Annotated in this window: 9 protein-coding genes and 1 pseudogene; 4 read left to right on the top strand and 6 right to left on the bottom strand. The window is 75.0% G+C overall.

Translation table 11 applies throughout. The annotated features are described in order from the left end of the window. The 4 genes and pseudogenes from A6V29_RS20570 to A6V29_RS03740 all read left to right on the top strand — a co-directional run. Positions 1-868 (top strand): annotated as a pseudogene (locus tag A6V29_RS20570) (hypothetical protein); the annotation flags it as partial. 23 nt (positions 869-891) lie between these two features. Then, positions 892-2,505 (top strand): carboxyl transferase domain-containing protein, encoded by a 1,614-nt coding sequence (locus A6V29_RS03750; protein ID WP_137159051.1) that lies wholly within the window; start codon positions 892-894, stop codon positions 2,503-2,505. A 63-nt stretch (positions 2,506-2,568) separates the two neighbouring features. Beyond that, the gene (locus tag A6V29_RS03745) at positions 2,569-4,584 is read left to right on the top strand and encodes an ATP-binding protein (protein WP_137159050.1); all 2,016 of its coding nucleotides are present in this window, start codon (positions 2,569-2,571) and stop codon (positions 4,582-4,584) included. Further along, a complete protein-coding gene (locus tag A6V29_RS03740) occupies positions 4,584-5,738 on the top strand; it encodes an acyl-CoA dehydrogenase family protein (RefSeq protein ID WP_137159049.1) in 1,155 nt (384 codons plus the stop codon). The genes A6V29_RS03745 and A6V29_RS03740 overlap by 1 nt, the downstream gene beginning before the upstream one ends. 26 nt (positions 5,739-5,764) lie before the next feature. On the opposite strand, the gene A6V29_RS03735 is transcribed toward A6V29_RS03740, so the two are convergent. From A6V29_RS03735 to A6V29_RS03710, 6 genes are all read right to left on the bottom strand, one after another. Then, positions 5,765-6,214: a cupin domain-containing protein gene (locus tag A6V29_RS03735; protein WP_137159048.1), complete on the bottom strand. Its 450-nt coding sequence runs from the start codon at positions 6,212-6,214 to the stop codon at positions 5,765-5,767. A 65-nt stretch (positions 6,215-6,279) separates the two neighbouring features. Next, positions 6,280-7,977: a DUF885 domain-containing protein gene (locus A6V29_RS03730; protein ID WP_249932990.1), complete on the bottom strand. Its 1,698-nt coding sequence runs from the start codon at positions 7,975-7,977 to the stop codon at positions 6,280-6,282. Positions 7,978-8,008: 31 nt separating this feature from the next. Continuing rightward, positions 8,009-8,392, bottom strand: a complete 384-nt coding sequence (locus A6V29_RS03725) for a cupin domain-containing protein (RefSeq protein ID WP_137159046.1) — start codon at positions 8,390-8,392, stop codon at positions 8,009-8,011. Between the two features lie 58 nt (positions 8,393-8,450). After that, positions 8,451-11,051 carry a multicopper oxidase domain-containing protein gene (locus A6V29_RS03720; protein WP_137159045.1) on the bottom strand — a complete coding sequence of 867 codons (2,601 nt, stop codon included), beginning with the start codon at positions 11,049-11,051 and terminating at the stop codon, positions 8,451-8,453. Then, positions 11,048-12,187 carry a DUF8744 domain-containing protein gene (locus A6V29_RS03715; protein WP_212718976.1) on the bottom strand — a complete coding sequence of 380 codons (1,140 nt, stop codon included), beginning with the start codon at positions 12,185-12,187 and terminating at the stop codon, positions 11,048-11,050. Before A6V29_RS03715 ends, A6V29_RS03720 begins: the two co-directional genes overlap by 4 nt. Beyond that, a complete protein-coding gene (locus A6V29_RS03710; RefSeq protein WP_249932988.1) occupies positions 12,184-12,837 on the bottom strand; it encodes a helix-turn-helix transcriptional regulator in 654 nt (217 codons plus the stop codon). Before A6V29_RS03710 ends, A6V29_RS03715 begins: the two co-directional genes overlap by 4 nt. Positions 12,838-13,073 lie beyond the last annotated feature (236 nt).

The raw sequence follows: 13,073 nt of genomic DNA, 5'->3' as shown, positions 1-13,073 counted from the left end.
ACAGGCGCTCGCCGCCTCCGTCGCCGCCGCGCACGCCGCGGCCGCCGCGGAGGCGCAGGCCTCCGCCGGCGCCGGGGCCACCAACCCCGTCCCCGTCGACGCGCCGGCCCCGCCGCCGCCCGGCGACGCCGGGATCGGTGGCCTCTTCGGCGGCGACTCCGATCCCGGGCCCCCGCCCACCGCCGTCCTCCCGGCCCAGCAGCCTCCGCAGCTCGCGGACTCCGACGCCGCTACCCGGAGCCCGGGACGCGCGCGCCGGATCGCGGTGGCGGTCGCCGTCGCTCTCGCCCTCTTCCTGGTCGGCGTCGCCGCCTGGCTCGTGTTCGGGGGCGGAGACGGCGAGGGCGGCGCCGCCGCGCCGGAGCAGCCTGGGGAGGACACCGCCGCGGCCGGACCGGAGGTCGGCTCCGTGCAGGAGGTCGCCGGGGTGTCCTACACGCTCGAGGCGGCCGAGGTGGACGAGAGCTGCGCGGCGCACGCCTACGGCAGGGCGGCGGACTTCTTCGGGGCGACCGACTGCACCGGCCTGTCCCGAGCGCTGTGGTCCGGAGAGGTCGGCGGCCGCGCCGTCGTCGTCTCCGTGGCCCGGGTGCGCATGCCCGACACCGCCGCGGCGCGTGATCTGCGCGGCCTCACCGACACCGCGGGCACCGGCAACGTCAACGACCTGCTCCGCGAGGAGGTCCGGTACCCGGGCGGCCCGTCCCGGCTGGAGAGCGCCGAGTACGCCAGCGCGGTCTCCGGCCCGACGGTGACGATCGTCGAGAGCGCGTGGGTCGACCCGTCCGCCGGCGGGACCTCGGCCGAGATCGACAGGATCGCCACCGACGCCCTGGCGCTGCCGACCCCGCCTCTCCCGGAGAACTGATCCCGCACGGCTAACCTTCGGCCGTGGATGCTCCGGTACTCGGTAGAGCCGCCTCGGCCGACCCCGGCGTCGTCGCGCGGAACGCCGCCGCCCACGCGGCCCTGGCCGCCGACCTGGCCGAGCAACTGCGCACGGTGGCGCTGGGCGGCGGCGAGCGGGCCCGCGAGCGGCACGTGTCCCGCGGGAAGCTGCTGCCGCGGGAGCGGGTGGACGCCCTGCTGGACCCGGGCAGCCCGTTCCTGGAGCTCTCGCCGCTGGCCGCCCACGGGCTCTACGACGGCGACGCCCCGGCGGCCGGGATCATCACCGGCATCGGCCGGGTGAGCGGCCGCGAGTGCGTGATCGTGGCCAACGACGCCACGGTCAAGGGCGGCACCTACTACCCGATGACGGTGAAGAAGCACCTCCGGGCGCAGGAGGTGGCGCTGCACAACCGGCTGCCGTGCATCTACCTGGTCGACTCCGGCGGCGCCTTCCTGCCGATGCAGGACGAGGTCTTCCCCGACCGGGAGCACTTCGGCCGGATCTTCTACAACCAGGCCAACCTCTCCAAGGCCGGCATCGCGCAGATCGCCGCCGTCCTCGGCTCCTGCACCGCCGGCGGGGCGTACGTGCCGGCGATGAGCGACGAGGCGGTGATCGTCCGCGGCCAGGGCACGATCTTCCTCGGCGGTCCGCCGCTGGTGAAGGCCGCTACCGGCGAGGAGGTCACCGCCGAGGACCTGGGCGGGGGAGACCTGCACAGTCGGGTCAGCGGGGTCACCGACCACCTGGCCGACGACGACGCGCACGCCCTGCAGATCGTGCGGCAGATCGTCTCGACGCTCGGCCCGCGCGAGCCGCGGCCGTGGGACGTCGAACCGGTCGAGGAGCCGCAGTACGACCCCGCCTCGGTCTACGAGGTCGTGCCGCCCGACCCGCGCACCCCCTACGACGTCCGCGAGGTGATCGCCCGGCTGGTCGACGGCTCCCGGTTCGCCGAGTTCAAGCCGCTGTACGGGCAGACGCTGGTCACCGGCTTCGCCCGGCTGCACGGGCACCCGGTGGGGATCATCGCCAACAACGGCGTGCTGTTCAGCGAGTCGGCACTCAAGGGCGCGCACTTCATCGAACTGTGCGATCGGCGGAAGATCCCGCTGCTGTTCCTGCAGAACATCTCCGGGTTCATGGTCGGCCGCGACTACGAGGCGGGCGGCATCGCCAAGCACGGCGCCAAGATGGTCACCGCCGTCGCCACCGCCCGGGTGCCCAAGCTGACCGTGGTCATCGGCGGCTCGTTCGGCGCCGGCAACTACTCCATGTGCGGCCGGGCCTACTCGCCCCGCTTCCTGTTCACCTGGCCCAACGCCCGCATCTCGGTGATGGGCGGGGAGCAGGCGGCCTCGGTGCTGGCGACGGTGCGCCGCGACGGGCTCGAGGCCCGCGGTGAGGAGTGGCCGGCCGAGGAGGAGGAGGCGTTCAAGGCGCCGATCCGGGAGCAGTACGAGTCGCAGGGTCACCCGTACTACGCCACCGCGAGGCTGTGGGACGACGGCGTGATCGACCCCGCCGACACCCGCACCGTGCTCGGCCTGGCCCTGTCCGCCTGCGCCAACGCGCCCCTCGAGGAGGTCGGCTATGGCGTCTTCCGCATGTGACCCCTCCCGGAAGGGCCAAAAGCGTGCTTGTGGCCCTTCTTCGGAGGGACGGCGGTGACGGGGATGTTCGAGACCGTGCTCGTCGCCAACCGCGGGGAGATCGCCGTACGCGTGATCCGGACCCTGCGGGCGATGGGCATCCGCTCGGTCGCGGTGCACAGCGATGCCGACGCCGGTGCGCTGCACACCCGGCTGGCCGACGTCGCCGTCCCCATCGGGCCGGCCCCTGCCGCGCAGAGCTACCTCTCGATCGAGCGGGTGCTCGAGGCGGCCGCCCGGACCGGCGCGCAGGCGATCCACCCCGGGTACGGGTTCCTGTCGGAGAACGTCGAGTTCGCCCGCGCCTGCGAGGAGGCCGGCGTCGTCTTCATCGGCCCGCCGGTCGCCGCGATCGAGGCCATGGCCGACAAGATCCGCGCCAAGCAGACGGTCGTGGCCGCCGGGGTGCCGGTCGTCCCCGGGCGCACCGAGCCGGGCATGACCGATGCGCAGGTGGCCGACGCCGCCGTCGCCGTCGGCTTCCCCGCGCTGCTCAAGCCCAGCGCGGGTGGCGGCGGCAAGGGCATGCGGGTGGTCCGGTCCGAGGACGAGCTGCCCGACGCGATCGCCGCGGCCCGGCGGGAGGCGCGGGGTTCCTTCGGCGACGACACGCTGCTGGTCGAGCGCTACATCGGCACCTCCCGGCACATCGAGGTCCAGGTGCTCGGTGACGCCCACGGGAACGTCATCCACCTCGGCGAGCGCGAGTGCAGCCTGCAGCGCCGGCACCAGAAGGTGATCGAGGAGGCGCCCTCCCCGCTGCTGGACACCTCGATGCGGGCCTCGATGGGGCGGGCCGCGGTCGAGGCGGCCAGGGCGGTCGGGTACACCGGCGCGGGCACGGTCGAGTTCATCGTGGACGCCGACCGGACTGCCCGGGGGCAGGACATGGCCTTCTTCTTCCTGGAGATGAACACCCGGCTGCAGGTGGAGCACCCGGTGACCGAGGCGATCACCGGCCTGGACCTCGTCGAGCTGCAGATCCGGATCGCCGCCGGGGAGCGGCTGCCGATCGACCAGAGCGACGTCTCCCTCGACGGGCACGCCATCGAGGTCCGCCTCTACGCCGAGGACCCCGCCCGCGGCTTCCTGCCGCAGGCCGGCACGGTGCTGGGCCTGGTCGAGCCCGACGGCCCCGGGATCCGGGTGGACAGCTCGCTGGTCGTCGGCGGCGTCGTCGGCACCGACTACGACCCGATGCTGGCCAAGGTCATCGCCTGGGCGCCGACCCGCGAGACCGCTCGCGCCCGGCTGGTCGCCGCGCTCGAGCACACCGCCGTCCTCGGGGTGACGACGAACGCGGGCTTCCTCTGGGAGCTCCTGCGCGACCCCGACGTCGTCGCAGGGTCGCTCGACACCGGGCTGATCGAGCGGCGCGGCGAGGCCCTGACGCGGCCCGAGCCGCCGCCGGCAGAGGTCTACGCGGCCGCGGCGCTGGCGCTGCTCGCGGAGGCCGAGCCGACGGGCGCCGTCGTCGACCGGTGGGACGTGCCCGACGGCTGGCGGCTGGGCGAGCCGGCGTGGACCGTGCGCCGGCTGCAGGCAGGTGGCGGCGACCCGGTGACCGTGCGGGTGCGCGGCCGCTCGGCCGACGCCGAGGTCGCCGTCGGGGACGGCGAACCCCAGCGCGCCTCCGCGACGCGGAACGGCGAGCGGCTGACGGTGACCCTCGACGGGCTGACATCGTCTTACGCCGTCGTCCACGCCGGCGGCACCGTGTGGCTCGCCGCCGGCGGACGCGTCGCGGCGCTCCGGGAGCACGAGCGGCTGGCATCGGCGGCAGGGGCGCACGCGGCCGACGGCGTGGTGACCTCGCCGATGCCGGGCACCGTCACCGTGGTGCAGGCGAAGGTGGGCGACGAGGTGGCAGCGGGGACCCCGCTGCTGGTCGTCGAGGCGATGAAGATGGAGCACGTGCTGACCGCCCCCGTGGCGGGGACCGTCGCCGAGCTCGACGTGACGGCGGGGCAGACCGTCGCGCTGGACGAGCGGCTCGCGCTGGTGACCCCGGCGGCCGAGCCCGAGGATCAGGAGACCTGATGTTGGACTACCGGCTCAGCGACGAGACCGAGACGCTGCGGAAGACGGTGCAGGAGTTCGCCCGCGAGGTCATCGCCCCGCAGATCGGCGAGTTCTACGAACGCGACGAGTTCCCGACCCAGATCGTGCGGCAGATGGGGGAGCTCGGGCTGTTCGGGCTGCCCTTCCCCGAGGAGTACGGCGGTGGGGGCGGCACCTACTTCGACCTCTGCGTCGTGCTCGAGGAACTCGCCCGCGTCGACTCGTCGATGGCCATCACCGTCGAGGCCGGCGTCTCGCTCGGCGCCATGCCGATCCACCGCTTCGGCTCCGAGGAGCAGAAGCGCGAGTGGCTGCCGCGGTTGTGCGCCGGCGAGGTGCTGGGCGCGTTCGGCCTGACCGAGCCCGGCGGCGGCTCGGACGCCGGCGCCACCCGCACCACCGCGCGGCTGGAGGACGGCCACTGGGTGATCAACGGCTCGAAGGCGTTCATCACCAACTCCGGCACCGACCTGACCGGGCTGGTCACGGTCACCGCGGTCACCGGCACGCGCCCGGACGGCGGCAAGGAGATCTCGGCGATCATCGTCCCCTCGGGGACGCCGGGCTTCACCGTCGGCCAGCGGTACTCGAAGGTGGGCTGGAACGCCTCGGACACCCGCGAGCTCTCGTTCGACGACTGCCGCGTGCCGGAGGAGAACCTGGTCGGTGTTCGTGGTCGTGGGTACGCCCAGTTCCTGTCGATCCTCGACGAGGGGCGGATCGCGATCTCGGCGCTCTCGGTCGGGCTGGCCCAGGGGTGCGTCGACGAGTCGGTGAAGTACGCCGCGCAGCGGGAGGCGTTCGGCCAGCCGATCGGCAAGAACCAGGCGATCCAGTTCATGATCGCCGACATGGAGGTACGGGCCTCCACCGCTCGGCTGGCCTACTACCGAGCCGCGGAGAAGATGCTGCGCGGCGAGCCGTTCAAGCGGGAGGCCTCGATCGCGAAGCTCTACAGCTCCGAGGTCGCGATGGACAACGCCCGCTACGCCACGCAGGTGCACGGCGGGTACGGGTTCATGAACGAGTTCCCGGTCGGCCGGTTCTACCGCGACGCCAAGATCCTGGAGATCGGCGAGGGCACCAGCGAGGTGCAGCGGATGCTCATCGCCCGCGACCTCGGCGTCGGCTGAGGTTCTCGGCGGGGAGCGGCGCCTGATCAGAGCGCAGGGTGGTCGCCGAGGATGTCGGTGCCGTGCTCGGCGGCGAGCGCGGCCAGGCGTTCCGGGTCGGCCAGCAGCGCTTCCTCCCCGGCGTCGACGACGGCCCGGAAGAAGTGCTCCATGCCGGCCGGGCTGACCAGGGTGAGCATGCGGGCCGGCTCGTCGCCGATCCGGCGCAGCGCGTGCGCGTGGCCGCGGGGCATCAGCAGGAAGTCACCCGGGCCGGCCTCGGTCTCCGCGCCGTCCAGCCACACCGACACGCGCCCCGAGAGCAGGTAGAACGCCTCGTCGGCGGTGGTGTGCCGGTGCAGGGGAGTGGTGGCGCCCCAGAACTCCTCCTCGACCAGCCAGTAGGCGCCCTCCGTCGTGCTCCCGTCGGCCTTGGTCGTGTAGGTCGAGCCCAGCGCGGTGAGCCGCTGCCCGGCTCCGGCTCCCAGGACGGTCATCGGACACCTCCGTGCCGATGACGGTGACGGTGCGCCGGGCGCCGGTCAACGCCTCCGCGCGCGGCTCAGACCGACGACATGCGGGCGAGCTCCGCGGCGAGCGGATCCAGGCCGAGCTGACCGAGCGAGAGCACGTCGGCGTGCCAGCGCTTGAGGTCGAACTCCGCGCCCATCCGCTGCCGCGCCTCGTCCCGGCAGACCAGCAGGACGCGCTCGCCGATCTTGTACACCGGCGCCTGCCCGGGCCAGCCGAGGTAGCGGTGCAGCTCGTCGACCCGCATCGCGTCCGGCATGCTCACGTGCTCGCGGAGGAACGCCAGGGCGACGTCGTAGGTCCAGCGGTCGCCCCCGGCGGCACCGGCCGGGATGGGCAGGTCCAGGTGCACGCCGATGTCGAGGACGACGCGGGCGGCGCGCAGCTCCTGGGAGTCCAGCATGCCGAGCAGGTCGCCGGGGTCGTCGAGGAAGCCGAGCTCCTGCATCAGCCGCTCGGCGTAGAGCGCCCACCCCTCGGCGGCGCCCGAGCACCAGCAGAGCAGCCGCTGCCACCGGTTGAGCCGGTCGGCGTCGTGGACCGCCTGCCCGATCTGCAGGTGGTGCCCCGGCGCGCCCTCGTGGAAGACGGTCGTGGTCTCCCGCCACGTCGTCATGTCCTCGACCCCGTCGGGCAGCGACCACCACATCCGGCCCGGCCGGCTGAAGTCCTCGCTGGGCGCGCTGTAGTAGACGCCCTCGCCCGGGGTCGGCGTCAGCAGGCCCTCCAGCCGGCGCACCGGCTCGGGGATGTCGAAGTGCACGCCGTCGAGCGCGGCGATCGCCCGGTCACCGGTCTCCTGCAGCCAGGCCTGCAGCGCGTCGCGGCCGCGGAGGATGCGGGCGGGGTCGGCGTCGAGGGCCGCCATCGCACCGGCGACGCCTTGCCCGGGCGCGATCTGCTCGGCCACCCGCTCCTTCTCGGCGACGATGCGGGCCAGCTCCGCCCAGCCCCACTCGTAGGTCTCGTCGAGGTCGAGGCGCGCGCCGGTGTGGAAGCGCGACTCCACCAGGTAGCGATCGCGGCCCACGCCGTCGGTCTCGGGAGCGGTGGGGAGCAGCACCCGGTCCAGGTGCTCGGCGAACCCGTGCAGCGAGCCCGAGGCCCGTTCGGCGGCGTCGGCGAGGTCGCGGCCCAGCGCGCTGTTCGCGGGGAACGGTGCCTGCCGGGCGAGCCGGGTGAAGAAGCCCGGCCGGTCCTCCGTGCCGGCCCACTGCCGGGCCCGCTCCGCGGCCAGCCGCACCTGGCGGGCGGCGGAGACGTGGCCGCGGGAGGCGGCGTCGTCCAGGCCGCGGGCGTACCCGAGCAGCGCGGACGGCATGGCCGCGAGCCGGACCGCGACGGTGGCCCAGTCGTCCTCGGTCTCGGTGGGCATGAGGTCGAACGCCTCGCGGAAGGCCTGCAGGGGGCTGCTGGAGGAGTTCAGGTCCGACTGGGCGTACCCGGCGTCATACCTGTCGAGCTCGGCACCCAGCCGCTCGAGCATGGCGCTGCGCGCGATCTCGTCGCGGCGGTCGGTCGGCTCCAACGCCTCGGCCTGCGCGCGCGTGCTGCGCAGGAGCTCCGCGTGCGCCTCGTGGCCGTCGCGGGTCAGGTCGGGCCAGCGATCGTCGTGGCCCGGGACGCCGATGTAGGTGGCGACCGCCGGCTGGGAGGCGGCGTAGCTGTCGACGAACCCGTCGGCGAGCTGGTCGAGCGGGGTCGGTGGCCGGGTGGAGAAGGTGGTCACCGGGCCCACGCTAGCCATCCGTGCCGCCGGGTCAGCCCCCCACGTTGCGGCGGGTCGGGCCGTCCGGCCCCGGCGCCCGCTGGGGGACGGCGACGCTGAGCAGGACGACGCTGTCCTCGTCGGCCTGCAGGTTGTGCCGCCGGTCCGGGATCGGGGAGATCTGGTGCGCGCCCAGCTCGATCGTCTCCTCGCCCGCGACCATCCGCACCCGCCCGCGGACCACCATCAGACTCGCGGGGCCGGGGCTCTCGTGCTCGCTCAGCTCGGTGCCGGCCTTCAGCGCGATGACGGTCTGGCGCAGTCCGTCCACGGGGTGGGCCAGGGTGCGGGCGCCCCGGCCCGCCGGCGCGGCGGCGGCCTTCTCCAGCAGTTCGTCGGCGAGGGCGTGCAGGTCGATGGGGGCCTCGGTCGTCATGTCGCGACCCTAGCCAGAGTCACGCCGTCCAGCCCGCTGCGCGCTCCTGCCGATGTGCTCACGGAGCGGTCACCTCCACGACGCCGTGGGCGCCGCGCTCGGCGTCGACCATGACGTGCGAGACGAACGGGTAGTGGCCGGCCTCGGGGAACTCCAGCTCGACGAAGCCGCCCTGGGCGGGCGCCAGCGCCAGGGCCTGGCTGCCCCCGCTGCCCGGCCGCAGCAGGTGGTCGCCCTCGGCGTAGACGGTGTCGAACTGGCCGCCGACGACGTGGAAGCTCGTGGCCCGGTTCGGGCCGGCGTCGAGCACCCAGATGCGCACCCGCTCGCCGACCCGGGCGGTCAGCGGTCGCGCGTCGTACTGGTTGGCGTAGCCGTTGAAGACGACGGCGTCCGGCCGTTCCGCCGCGAGCTTCGCCATGTCCACCGGGCCGCCCTGCGGGCCCAGGTAGAGCTCGGACTGGACCAGCAGGTAGCTGCGGTCCACCGGCGCGAGGTCCGGCGGCTCGATCACGACCGCGCCGAACATGCCGTTGGCGATGTGGGCCGACATCGGCATCGTCGAGCAGTGGTACATCCAGATGCCGGCGCGGGTGGCGGTGAAGCGGTAGACCAGCGACTCGCCGGGCGCGATGGTGCGCATCGGCTCGTCCGGGGCCAGCGCCCCGGCGTGGAAGTCGATCGAGTGCCCGATGGTGCCGTCGTTGACGAGGGTGATCTCGAAGACGTCGCCCACCCGACCGTGCAGCACCGGGCCCGGCGCCGTGCCAGCGAAGGTCCACAACTGCTGCGTCACCCCCGGCGCGACCTCGCGCTCGACCTCGGACACGGGGAAGGTGAAGCGCCGCAGGGGCTCGTCGGTGAGCGGCGGCAGGACCGGGTCGTGCGCGGTGAAGTCGTCGGCCGGCGCGGCGGCGAAGTCGAGGTCGTCCGCTGCGCTCGCGACGTCGGCGGCCGGGGCGTCGTGGTGGTGCGGAGCGGCCTCGGACGGCGGAGCGCCGACCACGCGGACGTCGAGCGTCATCCCCATCTGGCGGTGACCCACCACCGAGCACCAGCCCTCGACGTCGGCGCCGACGACGCCCGCGTCCAGCGTCGTCGACTCGCCCGGAGCCAGCCGCTCGGTGGCGGGCCCGGTCGCCAGGACGAGGTCGTGCACGGTCTCGGGGTCGGTGTTGACCAGCTCGATGACCAGCCGGTCGCCGGCGGGCACGTCGATGGTGGCGGGCGTGAACCGCATGTCGTGGGCCTCGACCCGGACCGTGGTGGTGCTGCCGGTGGCCGCGACGTCGCCGGCCGGTGCGGACATCGCCCGCACCTCGGCCAGCGCGGACGGGTCGACGGCGACCCCCGCCGCCACCGCCACGAGCACCACCGCGACCCCGGTGGCCGCCAGCCCGGCGACCTGCCCGGCGGGGCGGCCGGGAGGGAGGCCGCTCGGCGGTTCCGGCTCGCGCCGGGCCCGCCGCCCCGCGCGGATGGCGAGGAACAGCAGTGGGACGAAGGCCGCCAGCCCGGCGAGCACCAGCATCGAGGCGAGCACCCGCACGAGGCTCGGCACCGGCAGCACGCAGACCAGCAGCCCGGCGTTGACGACGGCGATCCGCAGCGCGCCACCGCGGTCGAGGACCTCGTTGACCGCGCGCACCGGCACCGCGCCGCCGCCGAGCGCGACGGGGATCAGGTAGGACAGCGCGCCGAGCAGGACCTGCGCGCCGAAGCCGGCGGCGAGGAACGGCGTCAGCCAGCGGAACCGCTCACCGGCCTCCAGCCAGGTGCCCGCCGTCCCGACCGACACCGCGGCCACGACCAGGCATCCGGTCAGCCAGAGCAGTCCCGCGGCCACCGACCACGCGGGGTAGGACGACGGCGGCCGGTTCCGCGCGGTGCTCACCAGCGCCCCCGCAACCAGGGCCAGGCCACCGACGTAGCCGGCCAGACCGAGCCCCACGACCCACGGGGGAGCGGTCAGGGCACCGCCGGCGGCCACGACGAGCGCGGCCACGAGGACCGGCAGCGCGCGGCGCGCCGAGCGCTCGGCGTCCTCGGCGATGCGGGTGCGCAGCATCGTGGGCCAGAGCGTCACCAGGGTGCCGACGACGGTCAGCCCCATCCAGCCGAGCACGTTCACCACGGCGTGCGCCAGGGTCGCGCGGTCGTGCAAGGGGCCGGACAGCCCGCGCGCCAGCAGGGTTCCCAGCGCCGCGCCCACGGGCAGCAGGGCGGCCGCGGCCAGGTAGTAGCGCACAGTCGACCGGAACCGCCCCGCCAGCGAGCGGTGCAGGTGGAGGGCCAGCACGGCGCCGTGCCAGACGACGGCGGCCACCACCGCCACGGCACCGGCGACGGCGAGCGGCCAGATCGCCTGCGTCACGCCGGCCATGACCAGGAGGGCGCCGCCGTTGAGCAGCAGCAGCCGGCGCGACTGCGCTCGCCGGTCCCCGGGCCCGGGCGCGGTGCGCAGCAGGGCGTCGGCGAAGTGCCGGCTCCACACCAGGATCGCGTGGCTGACCGCGCCCAGCAGGAGCAGGTGGACGAGCAGCCAGCGGGGGGCCGGCAGCGCGGGGTGCGCCAGCGCGACGACCACCGTGGCCAGCAGCCAGAACACCACCGGGAGGTCGCGCAGCGGCCAGAAGCCCCGCCGGGTCGGGCGGCTCATCGCCCGGCGTCCCGCGCGGCCAGGACCACCGAGCCCGCGGCCAGCACCACGAACAGGACGACGGCGACGATGTTCAGCGCGCCGCCCCACCGCCACGCGAGCTCCGAGCCGAGGGCGCCGCCGAGCCACAGCCGCACGACCAGGGAGGCGTGCAGCAGGACGGCGGGCAGCACGACCACGGGGTGGTACGGCAGCGGCCGCCGCAGGACCGCGGGCAGGATCACCGGCGCGTGCGCCATGATCATCGAGATCGTGAAGCCGAGGAAGACGGCGTGGACGACAGCGTCGTAGCGCGGGCCCGAGGTGGCGGCGCCGCCCAGCGCCCAGACCGCACCGGCGACGGCCAGCCAGCCGTAACCGGCGAGCATGCAGCCCGCCATGAACCGGGTCAGCCCATCCGCCCGCACCGTGCGGCGGGCCACGTCGTGCGCGGCCAGCCAGCCGACCAGCGCCAGCAGCGCGACGCCGAGGAGCACCGATCCGGGCCGGGGCCACAGGAGTGCCGCGACGATGCCGCCCAGCAGTCCGCAGGCGAGCAGCACCAGCGTGGTGCCGGCTCGCGGTCCCATCGCCAGCCGGGCCAGCTCCAACCGCTCGCCGCCGATGGTCAGGACGACGAAGCCGACCAGCCACGGCAGGAGCATGGGGACCGGGACGTCGCCGAGCCAGAGGATCAGGGACCCGGCGGCCGCCACCGCGCCCAGCGCCTGGACCAGGACGGCGTCGTCCCGCTGCCGGCGCCACAGCGCGACGTAGACGCCGACGAAGGCGGCCGCGCCGGCCAGCTGGACGGTCTGGCCCACGTGGAGCGGCAGGGGAGCGAGCAGCAGGAGTCCGCCGAGCCCGAGCAGCGCGGGAGCCGCGAAGCCGGCGGGCCGGCGCAGCGCGACCGCTCGCTCGAGGGCGACCAGCGTGCCGACGAAGCCGAGGACGAGGAGGACGCCGTGCACCTGCGGCAGCCGGTCGAGCTCGACCGGCGCGGGCAGGCCGAGCAGCACGAGCGCGGCGTCCAGCCCGGCGAGCAGGGCCAGGCCGGCGGGGAGCAGGAGCAGCAGGCGGCCTGTCGTCGGCCGGTGCGACACCGTGCGGGACGAGGGGGCCCCCGCGGCCGTCGGGAGGGCCACCGCCTCGCTCATCCCCGTGGCTCCCGTCGGACGCGGATGGTGTCCAGGTGCAGCCGGCAGGCCCCGGGTTCGGCGAACGGCAGCAGGTCGGTGGGTTCGGGATCGCCGCCGTGGTGCTCGAGCGCCCCGCGGACGATGCCGAGGTGCACCTGGCAGACCACCTGCGGGTGCTCCCGGGCGGCGTCGAGCAGCGGGCAGCGGCGCAGCGCGACGGTGGTCGCGGCGTCGTCCGCCTCCGGTGCGAAGCCCAGCTCGTCGAGCAGGGCGACCACCTTGTGCCTCGGCGTCGGTCCCGGATGCGGCGGCCGGTCGGTCACCAGCGAGCGGCCCCAGGCCCACCCGGCGGCCAGCCCGTCGCCGGCCGGGTTCGGCGAGGTGCGGGCGAGGTGGCCGGCGAGCGCCGCGGCCAGGCCGGCGTAGTCGCGCACCCGAGGGTCGGGTTCGGACCTGTCGTCGGCCGCCGCGTACCGCCACGCGGGGCGGCCCCTGCCCGTGGCCGCAGCCCGCTCCCGGACGACGAGCCCGCGGGCGACGAGCGCCTCCAGGTGCTCGCGCACGGTGTTCGGGTGCACGCCCATCTCCTCGGCGAGCGCGGCGATCGCGACCGGCTGCGCCGAGTGCTGCAGCCGCTCCAGGACGGCGCCACGCGGCCCGGACAGCACCGGTCCGGACCCTCGCACGGGCGCCGGCCCGGGGCCGGGAGAGCCGCTCTTGTTTTCCACGGTCGGCACTGTATTAAATGACGGCCAGGTCGGCCACCACCCCGGCCGACGAGGAGGAGATCGTGACCAGCACCTTGCCCACCGATGTCGCCACCGACGTCGTCCTGGCCTCGGATGCCGCCGACGCCGCCGCCGTCGAGGCGGTCCGCCAGCACCACGCCGAGCTGGCCGGCCGG

This window comes from Blastococcus sp. CCUG 61487 (assembly GCF_005222955.1).
In the GTDB taxonomy this organism is placed as follows: Bacteria; Actinomycetota; Actinomycetes; order Mycobacteriales; family Geodermatophilaceae; genus Blastococcus.
The sequence above is the reverse complement of the archived record's forward strand: the minus strand, read 5'-3'. Positions and strand labels throughout refer to the sequence as shown.